This is a genomic window from Streptomyces sp. NPDC127595 (assembly GCF_042671685.1).
GTDB lineage: Bacteria > Actinomycetota > Actinomycetes > Streptomycetales > Streptomycetaceae > Streptomyces.
This window is the reverse complement of record NZ_JBHXWK010000012.1, coordinates 120971-142752: the sequence shown is the minus strand read 5'-3', so window position 1 is coordinate 142752 and position 21782 is coordinate 120971. Positions and strand designations below refer to the sequence as shown.

General features: G+C 69.8%; 13 protein-coding genes and 1 tRNA gene. 1 reads left to right on the top strand and 13 read right to left on the bottom strand.

All coding sequences use genetic code 11. The features are described 5' to 3' along the window. Positions 1 to 844: 844 nt before the first annotated feature. The 13 genes from ACFVKT_RS32135 to bldG form a co-directional block, all read right to left on the bottom strand. On the bottom strand, positions 845 to 1489 hold the full coding sequence (locus ACFVKT_RS32135; RefSeq protein WP_385738082.1) for a nucleotidyl transferase AbiEii/AbiGii toxin family protein: 645 nt from the start codon (positions 1487 to 1489) through the stop codon (positions 845 to 847). Further along, complete coding sequence (locus ACFVKT_RS32130) at positions 1489 to 1812, bottom strand: hypothetical protein (RefSeq protein WP_385738080.1); 324 nt, start codon at positions 1810 to 1812, stop codon at positions 1489 to 1491. The genes ACFVKT_RS32135 and ACFVKT_RS32130 overlap by 1 nt, the downstream gene beginning before the upstream one ends. 243 nt (positions 1813 to 2055) lie before the next feature. Further along, a tRNA-Thr gene (locus ACFVKT_RS32125) sits at positions 2056 to 2129 on the bottom strand. A 106-nt stretch (positions 2130 to 2235) separates the two neighbouring features. Next, positions 2236 to 3864 (bottom strand): alpha/beta hydrolase, encoded by a 1629-nt coding sequence (locus ACFVKT_RS32120; protein ID WP_385738078.1) that lies wholly within the window; start codon positions 3862 to 3864, stop codon positions 2236 to 2238. Between the two features lie 286 nt (positions 3865 to 4150). Further along, the gene (locus ACFVKT_RS32115; protein WP_385738076.1) at positions 4151 to 5356 is read right to left on the bottom strand and encodes a DNA polymerase III subunit delta'; all 1206 of its coding nucleotides are present in this window, start codon (positions 5354 to 5356) and stop codon (positions 4151 to 4153) included. A 220-nt stretch (positions 5357 to 5576) separates the two neighbouring features. Then, positions 5577 to 9098 (bottom strand): dTMP kinase, encoded by a 3522-nt coding sequence (gene tmk, locus ACFVKT_RS32110; protein WP_385738074.1) that lies wholly within the window; start codon positions 9096 to 9098, stop codon positions 5577 to 5579. Between the two features lie 154 nt (positions 9099 to 9252). Continuing rightward, positions 9253 to 12066 (bottom strand): type I DNA topoisomerase, encoded by a 2814-nt coding sequence (gene topA, locus ACFVKT_RS32105; RefSeq protein ID WP_385738072.1) that lies wholly within the window; start codon positions 12064 to 12066, stop codon positions 9253 to 9255. A gap of 236 nt (positions 12067 to 12302) precedes the next feature. Next, positions 12303 to 12500 (bottom strand): hypothetical protein, encoded by a 198-nt coding sequence (locus tag ACFVKT_RS32100; protein ID WP_385738070.1) that lies wholly within the window; start codon positions 12498 to 12500, stop codon positions 12303 to 12305. A 394-nt stretch (positions 12501 to 12894) separates the two neighbouring features. Beyond that, entirely contained in the window at positions 12895 to 14421 is a 1527-nt protein-coding gene (locus tag ACFVKT_RS32095; protein ID WP_385738068.1) for a methyltransferase, read from the bottom strand. A gap of 284 nt (positions 14422 to 14705) precedes the next feature. Next, complete coding sequence (locus ACFVKT_RS32090) at positions 14706 to 15314, bottom strand: small secreted protein (protein ID WP_385738067.1); 609 nt, start codon at positions 15312 to 15314, stop codon at positions 14706 to 14708. A 248-nt stretch (positions 15315 to 15562) separates the two neighbouring features. Continuing rightward, positions 15563 to 17968: a sodium-translocating pyrophosphatase gene (locus ACFVKT_RS32085; RefSeq protein WP_385738065.1), complete on the bottom strand. Its 2406-nt coding sequence runs from the start codon at positions 17966 to 17968 to the stop codon at positions 15563 to 15565. Positions 17969 to 18286: 318 nt separating this feature from the next. Continuing rightward, a complete protein-coding gene (locus ACFVKT_RS32080) occupies positions 18287 to 18724 on the bottom strand; it encodes an ATP-binding protein (protein WP_365429731.1) in 438 nt (145 codons plus the stop codon). Between the two features lie 126 nt (positions 18725 to 18850). Beyond that, on the bottom strand, positions 18851 to 19204 hold the full coding sequence (gene bldG, locus ACFVKT_RS32075; protein WP_266457251.1) for an anti-sigma factor antagonist BldG: 354 nt from the start codon (positions 19202 to 19204) through the stop codon (positions 18851 to 18853). 80 nt (positions 19205 to 19284) lie between these two features. On the opposite strand from bldG, the gene ACFVKT_RS32070 reads away from it, so the two are divergent. Further along, positions 19285 to 21738, top strand: a complete 2454-nt coding sequence (locus tag ACFVKT_RS32070; protein ID WP_385738062.1) for a DEAD/DEAH box helicase — start codon at positions 19285 to 19287, stop codon at positions 21736 to 21738. Positions 21739 to 21782 lie beyond the last annotated feature (44 nt).

Sequence of the window (21782 nt, the reverse complement as noted above, 5' to 3'; positions counted from 1 at the left end):
CACCCGGGTCGGCGATTTGCTGTCGGCTGGGACGCCTGCTTGGCGGGATTCGGCTCTCGGCCTGGCTGTCGATTACCTACAAGGGAGCTGTCAGCGCTGAGCCCGGAAAGATGGCCCCTGAAGGCCGTCTCAGCACTGTTGCTGCACGCATGGCCGCACATTGGCCGCACTTGATCCTTGACAGCTCATCAGCTAAAGCCGCCGCGACCACAGAAGCCCAGCTCAGGGGCAGGACCCTGGACATCATTACAGAAGCTGCACCTTGGACCTACGCATTGCGATGCACAGGCTGCCTGCGTCCGATTAGCCCGGATTCCAAGGTCAACGAAAACAAGAAACCCCAGGTCACGGCGAGTGAGTCCTGGGGTTCCTCAGAGCCGCCTTCGGGATTCGAACCCGAGACTTACGCATTACGAGCAATAACGGGCGCCGAACGCGATCATGAGGCTCACCTGCGGCTTTGGGGATCTGAACCCCCGGCGCGCCTGCTGACCTGCGGCTATTCCGGCCCCAAGGTTCCCGACCGGTCCCCGCCACTCCTGATCGCTCTCGAACACTCCGTCCCCTGGGTGTCCCCGTGGGTCCTGTTGCCCCCGGAGCGTCCCCGATGATCCCGCATGGAACCGGGGGCGATGACCTGCCGGGAAGGGGTCCCGACGAAGCCGCAACTGTCAGGCGTGGCCCGGTTCTCGAGACCTACGCACTGCCACTCGGGCGCTGCATACTTCTCTGTCCCCGGAAGCCTGCCGCCCAGCAGGCGTGTCCAACTGACTCGCTGCCGCAGCCCGGGCACGGCCGCCGTCTCAGCACCAGCAACTGCCTCGCCCGCCCAGCCCCACAGCGATCAGCGGGTGAGCTCTTGGTGCCAGTGGGCGAACTGTTCACGGATGGCCGCTGCGGCATGAGAGTCAAGGCCGTACACGGCGAACTGCCTGTCGCTGTATCGCTGGATGCGGGCAAGCGCGTCGGCGAACATACGCCGGTCGAACCCTGCATCGTTCTGCGCAGCGAGCTCGATCAGTTGCTCCCGGGTGTACCCGGCTCTGAGCAGTCCGTCGACATCGACCGCATCCCGCACCTCCGCCCGGCTGAACAGGGCTCCTGTCTTGCCTGCGGCCACGTCATCCGGGTGCAGCACAGGGCCGAGTTCGGAGTCCACTGGCGGGTGGTGCAGAAACTCGGCGACCAGTTCGACCTTGCTGTGTGAACCGGTGGCCGGGTCCGTGACGCTCAACCGGGTGTACGTGGGCACCTGTTGGGTGATCTCGACCAGGTACCCGGCAGCCTCGTAGGCGGCAGTCACGCGCGCCGCGGCGGCCGTCATTTCACCAGTTGCCCGATCGATCGGCGCGAACAAGTCCACATCGTCACTGATGCGGTTGGTGAACTGATGAGCCTGGACCGCGTATCCGCCGGCCAACGCGTACCCGAAGTCCTCCGCCAGTGCGTCCAGCCCGATCCGGATGAGACGGCGGTGCAGTGCGTCCACTACGCGGCAGCGCCCATGGCGCCGAGTTCGGGAAACCTCGCCTGCCAAGCGGCACGCAACGGAAGCGGAAGGAACAGATCCGTCCACAGGCGCCGCAGCAGCGCTCCATTCAGATACGTCCGCAGATCGTCCTGTGTCGGAGCCTCGCGGATCACCCGCTCGTACATCAACAACACATCGGCCTCGTCCGCAAGGTCGTAAAGATAGCGAGGACCCCAGTCGATGTGCCGAGGAAGCTCGACAGAGCCACTCGTCGGGCCATCCAGGTCGGCGAGCGACGTCGGCAACGCATACGGCTTCGCCTCGGCGTACCTACTGCTCATGTCCACCAGCATGCCCTACCCGCGAACCGGGCGGTACCGGATACGCCCTCTGACCGACCTCCACAATGATCTACACATAGCAGATAGATCACGACAAAGTGATGCACCGTGTCCCCGGCACGTCCCCGGAAGCCACCCATCACTCACGCAAGAGGCCCCGTGACCCCTCAGCCACAGACCCCTGAAGGTCAAGGAAAAGCAAAAGCCCCAGGTCACGGCGAGTGAGTCCTGAGGCTTTTACAGAGCCGCCTTCGGGATTCGAACCCGAGACCTACGCATTACGAGTGCGTTGCTCTGGCCATCTGAGCTAAGGCGGCGCGCTGTCCGCACTATGGTGCGATCAGCAACGCCGGTAAGTCTACACAGTTTCCGAGGGTGCTCAGAACACTCCCGGGGAGGTCGCTTCCGGGGCCTGCGGCAGGGCTATGAGCAGCGCTTTCCCTTGGTGGAGGGGGTGCCCTGAAGGAGGTAGCGGTTGATCGTGGAGTCGATGCAATCGCTGCCGCGACCGTAGGCGGTGTGGCCGTCACCGACGTACGTGAGCAGGGTGGCGGAGGAGAGCTGGGAGGCGAGTCCCTGGGCCCACGGGTACGGCGTCGCGGGGTCGCGGGTGGTTCCGACCACGAGGATCGGGGCGGCACCCTCCGCCTCGATGCGGTGGGGTTCGCCGGTCGGTTTCACCGGCCAGTACGCACAGTTCAGGGAGGCCCAGGCCAGCCCCTCCCCGAAGACGGGGGACGCCTTCTCGAAGGAGGGCAGCGCCTTCTCCACCTGGTCGGGGCGGGAGAAGGCGGCCGGGAGGTCGAGGCAGTTCACGGCCGCGTTGGCGTACATCAGGTTCGCGTACCTGCCGTCGGCGTCGCGCTCGTAGTAGCTGTCGGAGAGGGAGAGCAGGCCCGCGCCGTCCTTTTCCTTCATCGCCGAGGTCAGAGCCTCGCGCAGCTGCGGCCAGGCCGCCTCGTCGTACATCGCCGCGATCACGCCCGTGGTCGCGAGCGCCTCGCCGAGCTCACGGCCGTCCGCGTCGCCCGCCGGGATCGGGTCAGCGTCGAGCTGCTGGAAGAAGGCCTTGAGGTTCTTGCCGACCTGGTCGGCGCTGGTGCCCGCACCGCCCAGCGGGCAGTCGCTCTGGCTTACGCAGTCCTTCGCGAACGACTGGAAGGCCGTCTCGAAGCCCGCCGTCTGCCCCTCGGTCAGCTTGCGGGCGCTGAGCGACGGATCCATCGCACCGTCCAGAACCAGCCGCCCCACCCGATCGGGAAAGAGCCCGGCGTACGTCGCCCCGAGGAACGTTCCGTATGACGCCCCGACGTACGTCAGCTTCTTGTCGCCCAGCACCGCCCGCAGCATGTCCATGTCGCGGGCCGTCTCCACCGTGGAGACATGCCTCAGCAGACCGGCCGACCGCTGCCCGCACCCCTCGGCGAACTGCTTGTAGGCGTCGACCAGTTGGTCCGTCTCCTTCTCGTCGTCGGGTGTGCTGTCCGTTTGCGTGTACGTGTCCATCTCACGGCCGGTGAGGCACTCGACCGGCTCGCTGCGGGCCACGCCGCGCGGGTCGACGGCGACCATGTCGTACCGGGCGCGGACCTCCGCCGGGTAGCCGATCCCGGCGTACGCCTGGAGATAGCCGACCGCCGAGCCGCCCGGCCCACCCGGGTTGACCAGCAGCGAACCGAGACGCTTCCCCGGACCCGTGGCCTTCTTGCGGGAGACGGCCAGCCTGATGTCGCCCGAAGCCGGCTTCGCGTAGTCGAGCGGCGCCTTCATCGTGGCGCACTCGAAGCCGGGCACACCGCAGGTACGCCAGGTCAGCTTCTGCCCGTAGTACGGCGCCAGCGTCGACGGCGTGGAACTGGGCAGCGCGGCCAGCACCGCGTCCGCCGTCGCCGCGCTGGTCGAACTCCCCGAGGAACAGGCCGACACGAGCAACGCGGTGGCGGCCAGCAGCACGCCGCTCGCACGGAGGGTCCGGGACGGTGTACCGGACCGCCTAGGGGAACTGATCGGCCGGCCGGACCGGGCCGGCCGAGGAGTGCGCCTGATGTACATCCCGCGAGCGTAACCTTGCGCGATCAATTGATCACCATCAGTTGTGGATGGAGCTCGTACGAGTGACGCGGTCAACTGGTCACGCGGGGCAGGCACGAGGGCATCACCGGCCACCCCGATCACGCCGGTAGCGGTCAGAGGCCCGGAACCCGAAAGCCCGGCTCAGAAACCCGGAGAACCAAGAGCCCGAGGGTCCGGAGAACCGGATGCCCGACTCGGAAGCTCGGAAGTCCCGATCCCAAAAGCTCAGAAGCCCGGAGCCCGGGAGACGCAAAGCCCAACCCCGTCACCCCGCCCGCAGCGCCATCGTCATCGCCTCCACCGCGAGCAGCGGGGCCACATTGCGGTCGAGGGCCTCGCGGCAGCCGCCGATCGCGTCGATGCGCCGCAGGGTCGCCTCCGGCGAGCTGCCGCGGGCCAGCCGCTCCAGGGTGTCCTCGGCCTCCGTGTTGGCGAGGGCCACGCGGGAGCCGAGCTGGAGGGCGAGGACGTCGCGGTAGAACCCGGTGAGGTCGATCAGGGCCAGGTCCAGTGCGTCGCGCTGCGTCCGCGTTCTTCGGCGCTTCTGGTTGTCCTCCAGCTCCTTCATGACACCCGCCGTACCGCGAGGCATGCGACCGCCCTGGGCCGCGCCGAGGGCCGCCTTCATCTCCTCGGTCTCCTTGACGTCGACCTCCTCGGCGAGCTGCTTGGCGTCCTCGGATGCCGTGTCGATCAGCTCCTGGGCGGCCTTGAGGCAGCCGCCGATGTCGTCGACCCGGAGCGGGAGTTTGAGGACGGCGGCACGCCGCTCACGGGCGCGCGGGTCCGTGGCAAGGCGGCGGGCCCGCCCGATGTGGCCCTGCGTCGCGCGGGCGGCCACCGCTGCCACGCCGGGCTCGATGCCGTCACGCCGTACGAGGATGTCGGCGACCGCTTCCACGGGCGGGGTACGCAGGATGAGGAGGCGGCAGCGGGAGCGGATGGTGGGCAGGACGTCCTCGATGGACGGAGCGCACAGAAGCCAGACCGTACGGGGAGCCGGTTCCTCCACGGCCTTCAGCAGGACATTGCCCGCACCCTCCGTGAGGCGGTCCGCGTCCTCCAGGACGATGACCTGCCAGCGGCCGGTCGCCGGGGAAAGCTGGGCGCGCCGGACCAGGTCGCGGGTCTCCTTCACGCCGATGGAGAGCATGTCGGTGCGGACGATCTGCACGTCGGCGTGGGTGCCGATCAGGCTTGTGTGGCAGCCGTCGCAGAAGCCGCAGCCGGGGATGCCGCCCAGCGCGCGGTCGGGGCTCACGCACTGGAGCGCGGCCGCGAACGCCCGCGCCGCGGTGGAGCGGCCCGAGCCGGGCGGGCCCGTGAACAACCAGGCGTGCGTCATCTTGGACGCCTCGGGCGGCGGGGTGCCCGAGGCGATCGCCGTGACGAGGGTGTCGGCGTCGCGCGCAGCGGCGGCGAGCTGCTCGCTCACCTTCTCCTGGCCCACCAGGTCGTCCCACACAGGCATGGGGCACCGCCCTTCCGTCGCACTTCGCCCTACCGCGTCCATTGTGCGGGTCACCACTGACAACGGATCCCCGGCCCGAGGACGAGCGGCGGCGACCGCCGGATCTCAGCCGCGACGACCACCAGATCTCAGCGGCAGCGACCGCCGGATTCAAGCCGCGACAACCACCGGACTTCCGCGGCACCGAACGCCGGATTCAAGCCGCGACAACCGCCGGACTTCAGCGGCGGCGGCCGCCCTTGCCCCGCTCCTCGTCCCATTCGTCGTCATCGCGATCACGCGGGCCCAGCAGTTCGTCCGCCAGCGTCGGGAGATCGTCGAGCGGGGTCTCCTCCGCCCAGTCGGGGCGAGGGCGTCGGCGCGGGGTGCCCTCGGCGTCGACCTGGGGCAGTTCGCGCGTACGGTCCGCGGAATCGTCGGACGGCTGCGCCTGCGCCTGCGCCGGTCGCTCGTCACGGAAGAAGCCCGGGGGCACCCGATCCGCAGGATCACCCGCGGAACCGCCGCCAGCACTGGCACCGCCGCCCGCACCCGCGTCCCGGACCGGAGGCAGCACAGCCGTCTCATCAGCCGCACCCGGAGCCACCGGAGGCAGTACCGCCGTCTCGTCCGCCGAACGCGGGGGAACCGGAGGCAGCACGGCCGTCTCGTCCGCCGCACCCGGAGCCACCGGTCGCAGTACCGCCGTCTCCTCCGCACCCCGCTCAGGCGCGGGCGGCTGCGGCAGCTTGGCCGTCTCCTCGGCGTCGAACCGGGAACCACCACGGGTCCCTGACCCAGAGCCACCACGGGTCCCTGACCCAGAGCCGGCACGAGTCTCCGCCCCGGAGCCGGGCCGCGAACCGGAACGAGCGTCCGCCCCGGCCTCGGACCCCGCACCACCCGGACCACCCGGACCGCCCGGACCGCCCGGACGATCATCAGCCCGCACCGCCCGCAACACCGCCGTGTCGTCCACCGCCCCGGCCGACCCGCCCGACGGCGCCACAACCGGCGTAGGCACGGTCGTCTCGTTGTCGGGCGCGGCCGGAACAGAAGCCGACGAGACCGAACCCGCAGCCGAATCCGCCCCGGAAGCCGGGGCCGAAGCCGACGTCGAAGCTGACGTCGAAGCCGAAGCCGATGCGGCCGCCTCCGCCGCCGCAGCTTCCGCCGCCGCAGCCGCCGCTTCCTCCGCCCCCCTCCGAGCCTCCTCCGCCCGCAGCAACGCCTCCTCGGCCTTCCGCTGCTTCTCCAGGCGGCGCTCCTCCGCCTCGGCGCGCAGCCGCGCCTCCTCGGCGGCCAGCTTGCGCAGACGCTCCTGCTCCACGGCCCGCGCCTGGTCCTCCGCGAGCTTGCGGGCGCGCTCCTCCTCGGCGCGGCGGCGGGCCTCCTCGGCGCGCTGCCGGGCCTCCTCCGCCTGGCGCTCGGCCTCGCGCCGCTGCGCCTCCTCCAGCTCGCGCTGCTTGCGCTCCTCTTCCTCCGCGCGCAACCGGGCGAGCTGCTCCTGGCGCTCGCGCTCCAGCCGCTCCTCCTCGGCCTTGCGCGCGGCCTCCTCCTCGGCCTTGCGCCGGGCCTCTTCCTCGGCCGCCTTCCGAGCCTCCTCCTGGGCCTTCACCTCGGCCTCGGAAAGCGGCAGCAGTACGTCGAGCCGGTGGCGGACGACGGTGGTGACCGCCTCCGGCCCCTGCGCGGCATCGACGACGAGGTACCGGCCAGGGTCGGCTGCGGCGAGCGTCAGGAAACCGGACCGCACGCGCGCGTGGAACTCGGCCGGCTCGGACTCCAGCCGGTCCGGCGCCTCCGTGAACCGCTCACGCGCCGCTTCCGGAGAGACATCCAGCAGCACGGTCAGGTTCGGGACCAGCCCGTCCGTGGCCCACCGTGAGATCCGCGCGATCTCGGTCGGCGACAGATCACGCCCGGCCCCCTGGTAGGCCACCGAGGAGTCGATGTACCGGTCCGAGATGACGACGGCGCCCCGCTCCAGCGCGGGCCGCACCACCGTGTCGACGTGCTCCGCGCGGTCGGCGGCGTACAGCAGCGCCTCCGCACGGTTCGAGAGACCGGCCGAGGACACATCCAGCAGGATCGACCGCAGCCGCTTGCCGACCGGGGTGGCTCCCGGTTCCCGGGTCAGTACGACCTCGTGGCCCTTGGCGCGGATCCACTCGGCCAGCGCCTCCGCCTGGGTCGACTTGCCGGCCCCGTCACCGCCCTCCAGGGCGATGAAGAACCCGGAGACGGCCGGCACCTGCACCGGATCGTCGCCGCCCCGCAGCGCGTCCCGCAGGTCGTGCCGCAACGGCACCCCGGAGCGGTCGTCGGCCTTGGCCAGTACCAGGGCTGCTACGGGCAACAGCAGCGCGCCGACCAGCATCAGCGTGAACGCGGCGCCCCCGTGCGCGAACACGAACTTGCCGCTTTCCAGACGGTGCGGACCGATCAAGGCCGCCACCAGGGGCGCCACCAGAGCGCCGAGCGCCACGAACAGTCGTACGACCGCGTGCAGATGCTCGGTTGTCCGCGCCCGCCGGTAGTCCTCGGCCTCCTGGTCGAGCAGCGCGTGCCCGGTGTTGGCCGCGACACCCGCGCCGATGCCCGCGAGGCCGACGATCAGCAGCACGGTGGTGACATCCGGGACCAGCCCGGCGGCCAGCAGTGCGACACCGGTGAAGGCGATCGCCAGCGCGAGCAGCCTGCGCCGCGACAGCGTCGGCAGCACGGAAGCAGCCGCACGGATACCGACGACGACACCGCCGGTCAGCGCCAGCACCAGCAGCCCGTACGTCACCGGTCCGCCGCCCAGGTCCTTGGCGTGCAGTACGGAGACGGAGACGGCGGCCGCGATCGCCGCGGCGACGGCGGCACAGGCCAGGACCAGCAGCGGAATCGCGCCCGTACGGCCCGTGTCGACGACCGAACCCGTCCTGGGGCGGCGCAGGCCCTCCAGCGGCGACCGCGCGCGCGGGGTGCGTGCGTCGGGCAGTTCGAGGAAGGTGAGCACCGACAGCGAGGCGGCGAACAGCCCCGCGGCGACGTACGAGGCCAGCGCCGCCTGGTGCTGGCCGAACCAGTCGATCCCGGTGCCGAGCAGGTTGTTGACGAGGGACACGACGACGAGGGCAGCGGCCGCGATCGGCACCGTCAGGAATGCCGTACGCAGCGACAGGCGCCGCAGGGCGTCCATGTGGTCCGGCAACGGGCGCACCGTGGCGCCCTCCAGCGGCGGCGTGGGCAGCAGTGCGGGCGCCGCACTCTCCCGGCACACCGTCCAGAACCGCTCGGCGACTCCGGTCACGAAGGCGACGACGAGGATGGCGGCGAGCGCGTCGTCCGGCGTCCAGTCGATCCACAGGGGCGCGACGATCAGGAGCGCGGCCCGCACGCCGTCCGCGCCGACCATGGTCCAGCGCCGGTCGAGCAGCCCCTCGGAGGACGTCAGCGAGGTGAGCGGACCCAGGAGTACGGCTCCGAAGAGCAGCGTCGCGAGAACGCGTGTCCCGAAGACGGCCGCCACCGCGAGGGCGACTCCGCGGTAGCCACCTCCGAAGGAACCCTCGGAGATCGCCGCCTGGAGTGCCAGGACGACCAGGACCAGCAGGGCCAGGGCGTCACCGACACCTCCCACGAGCTGGGCGCTCCACAGCCGTTTCAGCTGCGGCCGGCGCAGCAGGGCGCGCACGGCGCGCTCCCGGGAATCTGCGACCAGGGCGTCGTCGGGGGCCGGATTGTGGGCCGTTGGCTGCTCGGCTCGCGTCATCCTGACAGCCTATCCGGACCCACTGACTCCCCGAAGAGGTGGCCGAACATACGGACGCCCCCACACCAAAAGGTGTAGGGGCGCACACACGTCGGACACACGAAGGACGGTCGCCGGGAGAGCATCAGGAGGGCACCGGGCTCTCCCCCACCTGCTATCCCTCCGAAGCCGCCGTCTTCTTGGCGACGGCCTTCTTGGCGGGTGCCTTCTTGGCAGCCGTCTTCGAAGTCGTCGTCTTCTTGGCAGCGGTTTTCTTGGCAGGGGCCTTCTTGGTGGCCGTTTTCTTGGCGGGAGCCTTCTTCGCGGTCTTCTTGGCCGGCGACTTGGCGCGCTTCTCGGCGAGCAGCTCGAAGCCGCGCTCCGGGGTGATCTCCTCGACGCTGTCGCCGGACCGCAGGGTCGCGTTGGTCTCGCCGTCGGTCACGTACGGCCCGAAACGGCCGTCCTTGACGACGACGGGCTGCCCGCTGACCGGGTCCGCGCCCAGCTCCTTCAGCGGCGGCTTGGCGGCCGCACGCCCACGCTGCTTGGGCTGGGAGTAGATCTCCAGCGCCTCGTCGAGGGTGATGCTGAAGAGCTGGTCCTCGGCGGTGAGGGACCGCGAGTCCGTGCCCTTCTTCAGGTACGGCCCGTAGCGCCCGTTCTGCGCGGTGATCTCCACGCCCTCGGCGTCCTTGCCGACCACGCGAGGCAGCGACATCAGCTTCAGGGCGTCGTCCAGCGTCACCGTGTCCAGGGACATCGACTTGAACAGCGAGGCCGTACGCGGCTTGACGGCGTTCTTGCCGGTCTTCGGGGTGCCCTCGGGGAGCACCTCGGTGACGTACGGGCCGTAGCGGCCGTCGCGGGCGATGATCTGGTGACCCGTCACCGGGTCGGCGCCGAGCTCGAAGTCGCCGCTCGGCTTGGCGAGCAGCTCCTCGGCGAGCTCGACCGTCAGCTCGTCGGGGGCCAGATCCTCGGGGACGTCCGCGCGCTGGTGGTTCTCGGAGTCCTTCTCGCCACGCTCGGCGTACGGGCCGTAGCGGCCGACGCGCAGCATGATGCCGTTGCCGACCGGGAAGGACGACACCTCGCGGGCGTCGATGGCGCCCAGGTCGGTGACGAGTTCCTTGAGGCCGCCGAGGTGGTCGCCGTCGCCGTTCCCGGCCTCGGCAGCACCCCTCGCCTCGCCCTCGCCGAAGTAGAACCGCCGCAGCCACGGAATGGACTGCGCCTCACCCCGCGCGATGCGGTCGAGGTCGTCCTCCATCTTGGCGGTGAAGTCGTAGTCGACGAGCCGGCCGAAGTGCTTCTCCAGCAGGTTGACCACGGCGAAGCTCAGGAAGGACGGCACGAGGGCCGTGCCCTTCTTGAAGACGTAGCCGCGGTCGAGGATGGTCCCGATAATCGACGCGTACGTCGACGGGCGGCCGATCTCGCGCTCTTCGAGCTCCTTGACCAGGCTGGCCTCGGTGTAGCGGGCCGGGGGCTTGGTGGCGTGCCCGTCGACCGTGATCTCCTCGGCGGACAGCGGGTCGCCCTCGGCCACCTGCGGAAGCCGGCTCTCGCGGTCGTCCAGCTCGGCGTTCGGGTCGTCCGCGCCCTCGACGTACGCCTTCAGGAAGCCGTGGAAGGTGATCGTCTTGCCGGACGCACTGAACTCGGCGTCGCGGCCGTCGGCGGACGTGCCCGCGATCTTGACGGTGACGGAGTTGCCGACCGCGTCCTTCATCTGGGAGGCGACGGTCCGCTTCCAGATCAGCTCGTACAGCCTGAACTGATCGCCGGTCAGGCCGGTCTCGGCCGGAGTGCGGAAACGATCACCCGACGGGCGGATCGCCTCGTGCGCCTCCTGCGCGTTCTTGACCTTCCCGGCGTACGTCCGCGGCTGCGCCGGCAGATAGTCGGCGCCGTACAGCTGCGTGACCTGGGTGCGGGCGGCGGAGATCGCCGTCTCCGACAGGGTCGTGGAGTCCGTACGCATGTAGGTGATGAAGCCGTTCTCGTACAGCTTCTGCGCCACCTGCATGGTGGCCTTCGCGCCGAAGCCGAGCTTGCGCGAGGCCTCCTGCTGGAGCGTCGTCGTACGGAAGGGGGCGTAGGGCGAGCGGCGGTACGGCTTGGACTCGACCGAGCGGACCGCGAAGTTCGTGTTCTCCAGGGCTGCGGCCAGCGAGCGCGCGTTCGCCTCGTCCAGGTGGAGCGTGTTGGCGCCCTTGATCTGGCCGAGCGAGTCGAAGTCGCGGCCCTGGGCGACGCGCTTGCCGTCGACGGCCGAGAGACGGGCGACGAGCTGCGAGGGGTCGGACGCGTCCCCGGTGCGGCCGGTGCCGAACGTGCCCGTCAGGTCCCAGTACTCGGCGGAGCGGAAGGCGATGCGCTCGCGCTCCCGCTCGACGACGAGCCGGGTCGCCACGGACTGCACGCGGCCCGCCGACAGCCGCGGCATGACCTTCTTCCACAGGACCGGCGAGACCTCGTAGCCGTAGAGACGGTCGAGGATGCGGCGGGTCTCCTGGGCGTCGACCATGCGCTGGTTGAGCTCACGCGGGTTGGCGACTGCGCTGCGGATCGCGTCCTTGGTGATCTCGTGGAAGACCATCCGGTGGACGGGAACCTTGGGCTTCAGGACCTCCAGGAGGTGCCACGCGATGGCCTCGCCCTCGCGGTCCTCATCGGTGGCCAGGAAGAGTTCGTCGGAGTCCTTCAGCAGGTCCTTGAGCTTCTTGACCTGGGCCTTCTTGTCAGCGTTGACCACGTAGATCGGCTGGAAGTCGTTGTCGACGTCCACGCCGAGGCGGCGCACCTCGCCGGTGTACTCCTCGGGCACCTCCGCGGCGCCGTTGGGAAGGTCACGGATGTGCCCGACGCTCGCTTCGACGACATAGCCGGGGCCGAGATAGCCCTTGATCGTCTTCGCCTTGGCAGGCGACTCGACGATGACGAGTCGGCGGCCGCCGTGTGCGGTGTCGCTGGTCGGGGACAACTTCGCTCTTCTCTCCGGTCGACGCGGGGAATCTCCCCAGGCCTTGCTCCCGGGGGTCGGGTGGTGCTGACGCTGCGGAGTGTGACGGTACATCCCGCCCCCGTGTCAAACGGGAAAAGCCCGCAACGGCCACTCGAACGGTAACCCGACTACCGCCATTCCTGCCGCCCGGAGTGTCGACCAGCCGTTTCGGCTCTATCCGGAGTGTGACCTACCAGTTACTGAAGTCATCGCCCTCACGCGCGCGTGATGCACCAGATCGCGAGCGCCAACGCCCCCACTCCGGCGACGCTTGCGAGCGTCGCCGATGCGACGCGGTTCACACCGACGGCGACGGGCTCGCCGCGGCGCAGCCTGGTCCCGGTCCAGGCCAGCAGTCCGCCTCCGAACAGCGCGAACACCGCCCCCACGAAGATCGCCGGTCCGCTTTCCACGGTTCAGTCCTTCCGCCCGAGTCTTCAGGGTCGGGACGCTGACAGGTCCCGGCGGCGGACACACGAACCCCTGGTGAACACCGGGCGGCCGACACCCCATGAGCCCCTCGGCCGCGCCGCGCGTGCACCCCGGGTACGGCACGGTGCGTCACGGGGCCGCCTCACCACGCCGCACCAACTCGTCTCGAACTTGTTGCTTCCGGGCTCCGGAATCCCGGGAGCCGTACGCACTCGGCGATCAGGAGCCGTACGTACTCGGCGATCGGAAGTCGTACGTACTCGGCGATCGAAGTCGTACGTACTCAGCGATCGGGAGTCGTACGCAACAGCCGCACGGAGGCGCCTCGGGCACGATGCCGCAGGCTCACCCGCAGCCCGCAGCCCTGATTCCTCATCACCCCGCGGGCTCAAGGAACCCCTGCTCCACCAGCAGCCGGATCTGCGCGGGCGTCCGGTCGCGCAGCAACACCGGATCCTCGCCGACCAGTTGGGCGATGGCGTCCAGAATCCGGCCGGCGCTCAGTGTGCCGTCGCACACACCGGCGAACCCGGCGCCGACCGTGTCGACCTTCGTGGCCCGGCGCATCCCGCGGTTCTGGCGCAGCACCACGTGCTCAGGGTCCTCGGCGCCGGGCAGCCCGACCTGCTCCTGGACGACCTCGACCGCGAGCCTGAAGTGCTCGGCGAGCAGGGCGGCGTCGTCGTGCGCCCGCAGGTAGTCGACCCGGGCGAAGTGTGCGCGCACGGCCTCGCCGAGCGGCTGCTCGACGGGATGCGGCCACTCCTCGACCGTGATCGAGGGCTCGGCGGCCGCGGCCCTGCGCAGCGTGATCCACCCGAAGCCGACCGCCTTCACCTTGCGCGCCTCGAACTCGTCCAGCCAGGCGTCGTACCGCGCCTGGTACTCGGCGGGATCCACCCGGTGGTCGCCCGCGTCACGCAGCCACAACTCGGCGTACTGCGTGACGTCCTGGACCTCGCGCTGCACGATCCACGCGTCACACCCGCGCGGCACCCACGAGCGGAGCCGGTCCTGCCACTCCTCGCCCTCCAGGTGCTGCCAGTTGGCCAGAAACTGCGCGTACCCCCCGTCCCTGAGACGCTCCCCCGCCTGCTGAACGAGCGTCCGGCACAGATCGTCCCCGCCCATGCCGCCGTCGCGGTAGGTGAGCCGGGCGCCCGGCGAGATCACGAAGGGCGGGTTAGAGACGATCAGGTCGTACGTCTCGTCGGCGACCGGTTCGAAGAGGGAGCCCTCCCGCAGATCGGCGGCCGGGGCGCCGGAGAGGGCGAGGGTGAGCGCGGTGATGTGCAGCGCGCGGGGGTTGACGTCGGTCGCGGTCACGCGGGTCGCGTGCTGCGCGGCGTGCAGGGCCTGGATCCCGGAGCCGGTGCCGAGGTCGAGGGCCGACTCCACCGGCGTACGGACAGTGATGCCCGCGAGGGTCGTGGAGGCGCCGCCCACGCCGAGCACGACACCTTCTTCCCGGCTGCCGATGCCACCCGCACCGCCGACGGCACACCCCAGGTCGGACACGATGAACCAGTCCTGCCCGTCGGACCCTCCGTAGGGCCGGACGTCCACGGTCGCGGCGACCTCGTCCCCGCCCACCCGTGCCAGCCAGCCGCTCTCCACACAGTCTCCGACCGGCAGAACGTCCGCCACGCGTGCGTGCGGCACGGGCTGCTGCAACAGGAAGAGCCGTACGAGCGTCTCCAGCGGCGTATCCCCCCGGGTGGCCCGGAGCGCGGGCACGGTCTCGCTGCGCGCCAGCGCCGCGTACGCGGGAGCGCCGAGCAGATCGAGCAGGCCATCGGCGGTGAAGGCCGCCCCGAGCAGGGCATCACGCAACCGGGCGGCGACGTCGGTGCGGTCGGACGAGGGCAAGGGTGACTGGCTGGTGTGGCTCACGCCCCCCATTGTGTCCGCTCCCGCCGATGGGCGCGTGCGCCTGTGGACAACCTCGCCGACCACCACGCACACCTGTGGACAAGTCCGCGCCGCCCCCGCCGTAGGCCTGGTGAACAGCCGGCGCCAACCCCTCGTAGGCCCATGGGCAGCCGTCGCCGCACAAGCCACACAGCCGACGCCCCCAGGGCGCGCCGATGGCCCGGCACGCGCGTGTACCGGGCCATCTTTCGGTTGACGAACGATCGCCCTCCCGGGACCAGGGAGTCAGCCCGGGAGAATCGGCCTCGTCCGGATCAGCCCTCGGTCGACGAAGGCGACGCCGAGGCGGCCGCCGAGGCAGGGGCCGACTTGCAGCTCTCCTGCGTGGCCATGGCCTTGCCGACGTCTCCCTCTTCGAGCTTCTTCAGGGCGTCGTTCCCGCTCTTGCCCAGCTCGCCCAACTGCTCGGCGACCCCGCTGAGTCCGTCCGCGAACTTCGCCTGGTCCTTGGTGTCGAGGGCGTCCGACTGCTTCACCAGGTCGGCGTAGGACGTGGAGAGGCCGTTGAGCTCCTTGACCGCGTCCTCCTGCTTCTTCTGGCCGTCGTCGACGTCCGGGGGCCCGACGTTCTCGATGGCGGTCGCCATCGTCTTGTAGGCGTCGGAGATGTCCTGGAAGCCCGTCGAGTCGGCCTTCTGCACCTCTTCCGGTGTGCTGTCGTCCGAGGTCTCCTGCTGGATCTGGGCGTTGGCCGCCGCGATCTTCTGGATCTGCGGCTGCACCGCGTCACAGACCTGCTTGGCCCAGGAGTTCAGCTTCTCGTTGCTGTCGTCGCTGCTGCATCCCGACAGCGCCAGTACCAGTACCGCACCGCCGGACAGTGCGGCCGCGAGCTTCTTGTTCACCGGATTGGTCCCTTCCATGGCTCTCGGCCCCGGAACATACACGGCATGCGCGCGACATTCCCACGTCGAATGTCCGCTTTAATACTTTCTAAAGCCATTTGCACCAAGCGAGAGAAGGCTCACGGAGAAGGTGTGAACACACACAAGACGGGCGGACGGCACGTGTGTACGCGCCATCCGCCCGCTCCTTGTGCGGAACCCATGAGAACCCTTTGGAACCCTGACCAGGCGTGCGGCCAGGGGCCACCGGACTCCCTAAGGCGCCACTACGACACCACTGCGGGGTCAGCCGGCTTGGTCACCCTTTCCGCGTTGCCTTCGTCACCAACGGCGATCCCGCGCCGCTTGGAGATGTACACCGCGCCGATGATGACAAGGAACGAGAGCACCGCGATCAGCACCCGCACAGCCACGCTCTTGTCGTCGCCGTACGAGAACTTGACGACCGCGGGCGCGATGAGCAGCGCCACCAGGTTCATCACCTTCAGCAGCGGGTTGATGGCGGGGCCCGCGGTGTCCTTGAACGGGTCGCCGACCGTGTCGCCGATCACCGTCGCGGCATGGGCCTCGCTGCCCTTGCCGCCGTGGTGGCCGTCCTCGACGAGTTTCTTCGCGTTGTCCCAGGCACCGCCCGAGTTCGCGAGGAAGACCGCCATCAGCGTGCCGGTGCCGATCGCTCCGGCCAGGAACGACCCGAGCGCGCCGACGCCGAGCGTGAACCCGATCGCGATCGGTGTGAGTACGGCGAGCAGACCGGGCGTGGCCAGTTCGCGCAGCGCGTCCTTGGTACAGATGTCGACGACGCGTCCGTACTCGGGTTTCTCGGTGTAGTCCATGATCCCGGGGTGTTCGCGGAACTGCCGCCGTACCTCGTAGACCACGGCCCCGGCGGACCGCGCGACCGCGTTGATCGCCAGCCCCGAGAAGAGGAAGACGACCGCGGCGCCCGCGATGAGACCCACCAGGTTGTTGGGCTGGGAGATGTCCATCATCAGGTTCATCGGGGCACCGGGTCCCGAGACCTTCTCGCCGACTTCGTTCGCGGCCGTGAGGATCGCGTCGCGGTACGAGCCGAAGAGCGCCGAGGCCGCGAGTACGGCGGTGGCGATGGCGATGCCCTTGGTGATGGCCTTGGTGGTGTTGCCCACGGCGTCCAGGTCGGTGAGCACCTGTGCGCCCGCGCCCTCGACATCACCGGACATCTCGGCGATGCCCTGCGCGTTGTCGGAGACGGGCCCGAAGGTGTCCATCGCCACGATCACGCCGACCGTGGTGAGCAGACCGGTGCCGGCAAGCGCCACGGCGAACAGGGCCAGCATGATCGACGTACCGCCGAGCAGGAAGGCCCCGTACACGCCGAGGCCGATCAACAGGGCGGTGTAGACGGCCGATTCCAGACCGATGGAGATACCGGCAAGGACGACGGTGGCGGCGCCGGTGAGCGAGCTCTTGCCGATGTCCCGCACGGGGCGTCGGGTCGTCTCGGTGAAGTAGCCGGTGAGCTGCTGGATCAGCGCGGCCATGACGATGCCGATCGCGACGGCGATGACCGCGAGGATCCGCGGGTCGCCGTCCTTGGCCGAGATCGCGACGTCCGTGACGCCGTCGAGGTCGGCGTACTTCCCCGGGAGGTAGACGTACACGGCCACGGCCACCAGCACCAGCGAGATCACCGCGGAGATGAAGAACCCGCGGTTGATCGCGGACATGCCGCTGCGGTCGGAGCGCCGGGGCGCCACCGCGAAGATGCCGACCATCGCGGTGAGTACGCCGATCGCGGGCACGATCAGCGGGAACGCGAGCCCGGCGTCGCCGAACGCCGCCTTGCCGAGGATCAGCGCGGCGACCAGCGTCACCGCGTACGACTCGAAGAGGTCCGCGGCCATACCGGCACAGTCGCCGACGTTGTCGCCCACATTGTCGGCGATGGTCGCGGCATTACGCGGATCGTCCTCCGGAATGCCCTTCTCGACCTTGCCGACCAGGTCGGCGCCGACGTCGGCGGCCTTGGTGAAGATGCCGCCGCCGACACGCATGAACATCGCGATGAGCGCGGCACCGAGGCCGAAGCCCTCCAGGACCTTCGGCGCGTCGGCCGCGTACACCAGCACCACACAGGAGGCCCCCAGCAGGCCGAGCCCCACCGTGAACATGCCGACGACGCCGCCTGTGCGGAAAGCGATCTTCATGGCTTTGTGCGAGACGGCGGTGAGATCCTTTTCGGGCTCGCCCTCCGCCGGAGTCGCTTCCCTTGCCGCGGCGGCCACGCGGACATTGCTCCGTACGGCGAGCCACATACCGATATAACCGGTGGTCGCCGAGAACGCCGCGCCGATCAAGAAGAAGATCGACCGTCCGGCACGCTGATTCCAGTCGTCCGCAGGAAGCAGCATGAGCAGGAAGAACACCACGGCGGCGAATACCGCGAGGGTGCGCATCTGCCGTCCCAGGTAGGCATTCGCGCCCTCCTGGATCGCCCTTGCGATCTCCTTCATGCTGTCGGTGCCCTCGCCCGCCGCGAGCACCTGGCGTACCAGGACCCCGGCGACCACGAGCGCCGCGAGCGCGACGACTCCGATGACCATCACGATGAGACGGTTGTCGTCGGTCAGTACTGCGGCTGCGAAGGTTGTGGACTGGTCAAACTTCTGAGGGGTAGAAAGCCCCGCCATTCGTCCTCCTTGACGCTTGGACCGAGCTCAAGATGTGGACGGATTGTAGGTACCGGAACCTGATCAAAACAGTGGGCGGTAAACGGAATTAGCCTTCACATGCTCTTCAGCAAATGATCGCCCCGTGTCCATGGGCCCCAAAAGAGGTAATGCCCCAAAACCGTTGACGCTTGATCAAATAATCGCGGGATTGATCGTGAATTCATTCACGAAAAGGCGCGGGATGGGGCGTCAGGAGTACCGGGGCATGCAAAAGGGCCCTGCTGAGCAGGGCCCTTTTGGTTGCTTGAGCGGTGGCGAGGGGCTACGGGGACGTCCTCAGGGAGCGAGCGTGGCCGGCGGCGTGGTCGGCCAGCTCATCCTGATCAGTCCGCCGTTCTCCCCCGCGGTGACCTCGACGTCGTCCACGAGGCCGCTGATGACAGCGAGCCCCATCTCGTCCTCTTCGGTCTCCGCGTCGGAGTCGCCGTGGGATGCGCCGGGCACCGACTCACCGGGAGCCGTGCGCGGCGCTTCGTCGCCGACCTCGATGGAGAACTGCTTCTCCTCCTCGATCAGCAGCACCCGCACCGGCGCCGAGATGCCGCTGCTCTGGTGCAGTCCGACGGCGCGGGTGCAGGCCTCGCCGACGGCGAGTCTGACCTCGTCGAGTACGGCCTCGTCCACTCCGGCCCTGCGCGCCACCGCTGCCGCCACCAGTCGGGCGGTCCTGACGTGCTCGGGCAGCGCGCTGAAGCGGAGCTCAACGGTGGCCATGCATCCCCCTCAGCTACGGGCGTGCTGTCGGAGGGCCGGGCCGCCGAGGCCCGGTCCCCCCTCTGTTGCTTCTGCCGTCATGGGCGCGCGACTTGTGCCGTGCTTCGGCTCGCGGCCGCGGACGGGTCAGTCGGTGGCGTTCACCGCTTCCTCGACCGAGGTGTGGATCGGGAACACCTTGGTGAGGCCGGTGATACGGAAGATCTTCAGAATGCGCTCCTGGTTGCAGACCAGGCGCAGCGAGCCCTCGTGGGCGCGCACACGCTTCAGACCGCCCACCAGGACGCCGAGCCCGGTGGAGTCGAGGAAGTCCACGCCCTCCATGTCGACGACGAGGTGGAAACTGCCGTCGTTCACCAGCTCGACCAGCTGCTCGCGCAGCTTGGGCGCGGTATATACATCGATTTCGCCACCGACCTCGACGACCGTACGGTCGCCGTTAGGGCCGGACACACTGCGAGTCGACAGAGACAGGTCCACGAATCCTCCAGCACCTTGCTATCGAGCGGTCGCCCCACGGGACACCTCGGCGGAGCCCCCGGGACGGTTCGCCAGCCGCGATGGCATTCAATCACTTACCGGCAGGCGTGCACGACGCCTTGGCTCCATTGTCCGTCATGCCGGTGACACACTCGATGCCGATGGCCAAGAATCACCGATCCGATCGACCCTCGACGGACACCGCTTCCCGACCCTCGCCGAGCACGGTCCTGGACCGGCTCGCCTCGGGGCCGAGCCGGGCTTCGCGCATCACTCATACGGAGCACTTGCCCCCTCGTGCGGGCCGCCATGCCGTCTGGCCCGACCGGATCCGCTCGGAGGTCATCGCCGCCGTGCAGGCCGCGGGCATCGAACACCCCTGGTCCCACCAGGCACTGGCCGCCGAACACGCCTTGGACGGCGAGTCGGTGATCGTCGCCACGGGCACGGCCTCGGGCAAGTCCCTGGCTTATCTCGTGCCGGTCCTCTCCGCCCTCCTGGACGGCTCCGAGGCCCCGAACGGCCGCGGCGCGACCACTCTCTACCTCGCCCCGACCAAGGCCCTCGCCGCAGATCAGCGCCGATCTGTGAAGGAACTTTCACAACCTCTGGGGAACGCAGTCCGCCCAGCCGTCTACGACGGGGACACGCCCTTCGAGGAACGCGAGTGGGTCCGCCAGTACGCCAACTACGTCCTGACCAACCCCGACATGCTGCACCGCGGCATACTGCCCTCCCACCCCCGCTGGTCCTCCTTCCTCCGAGCCCTGCGCTATGTCGTCATCGACGAGTGCCACACCTACCGCGGTGTCTTCGGCTCCCATGTCGCCCAGGTCCTGCGCCGCCTGCGCCGGCTGTGCGCCCACTACGGCGCCTCTCCCGTCTTCCTGCTGGCCTCCGCGACCGCCGCCGAGCCCTCGGTCGCCGCGCGCCGTCTGACGGGCCTGCCGGTCGTCGAGGTCGCCGACGACGCCTCCCCGCGCGGCGAGCTGGTCTTCGCCCTCTGGGAGCCCCCGCTCACCGAGCTGCACGGCGAAAAGGGCGCCCCCGTCCGCCGTACCGCCACCGCCGAGACCGCGGACCTCCTCACCGATCTCACCGTCCAGGGCATGCGGTCGATCGCGTTCGTACGTTCCCGCCGCGGCGCCGAGCTGATCGCGGTGATCGCCCAGGAACGCCTCGCCGAGATCGACCGCTCACTGGCCCGGCGCGTGGCCGCCTACCGCGGCGGCTACCTCCCGGAGGAACGCCGCGCCCTCGAACGCGCCCTGCACTCCGGCGAACTCCTCGGCCTCGCCGCCACCACCGCCCTCGAACTCGGCATCGACATCTCCGGCCTCGACGCGGTCGTCATCGCGGGCTATCCGGGCACCCGGGCCTCCCTGTGGCAGCAGGCGGGCCGCGCCGGGCGTTCGGGGCAGGGCGCGCTGGCGATCCTCGTCGCCCGCGACGACCCGCTGGACACCTTCCTCGTGCACCATCCCGAGGCGCTCTTCGACCAGCCGGTGGAGTCCACCGTCCTCGACCCCGACAATCCGTACGTCCTCGCCCCGCACCTGTGCGCGGCCGCCGCCGAGATCCCGCTCACGGACGACGACTTGAAACTCTTCGGCCCGGCGGCCGCCGGTCTGCTGCCCCAGCTGGAGGCCGCGAAGCTGCTGCGGCGCCGGACGAGGGCCTGGCACTGGACGCGCCGGGAGCGGGCCGCGGACCTCGCCGACATCCGTGGAGAGGGCGGCAGCCCCATACAGATCGTCGAGGCCGGAACCGGCCGGCTGCTCGGCACGGTCGACGCCGGCGCCTCGCACACGACGGTCCACGAGGGCGCGGTCCACCTGCACCAGGGCCGCACCTACCTGGTGCGCAAGCTGGACCTGGAGGACTCCGTCGCGCTGGTCGAGGAGGCCAACCCGCCGTATTCGACGGTCGCCCGCGACACCACAGCCATCTCCGTCCTGGAGACGGACGTCGAAATCCCCTGGGGCCAGGGCCGGTTGTGCTTCGGCTCCGTCGAAGTCACCAACCAGGTCGTCTCCTTCCTGCGCCGACGTGTCATCACCGGCGAGGTCCTGGGCGAGACGAAGCTCGACCTCCCTCCTCGTACGCTGCGAACCCGCGCCGTGTGGTGGACGGTCACCGAGGACCAGCTGGACGCGGCCCGGATCAACCCGGAGATCCTCGGCGGCGCCCTGCACGCCGCCGAGCACGCCTCCATCGGCATGCTGCCGCTCTTCGCCACCTGCGACCGCTGGGACATCGGCGGCGTCTCCGTCCCGCTGCACCCGGACACCCTGCTGCCCACGGTCTTCGTGTACGACGGCCACCCGGGCGGGGCGGGCTTCGCGGAGCGCGCCTTCCACACCGCCCGTGCCTGGCTCACGGCCACCCGTCAGGCCATCGCCTCCTGCGAGTGCGAGGCCGGCTGCCCGTCCTGCATCCAGTCCCCCAAGTGCGGAAACGGGAATGACCCCCTGCACAAACGGGGCGCTGTGCGCCTGCTCACGGAACTGCTGCGGGAGGCGCCGGAGGTCTAGGCGCTCTGTCCGGGGAGGTTGTTGACGGTGCCAGGGCCCCGAGC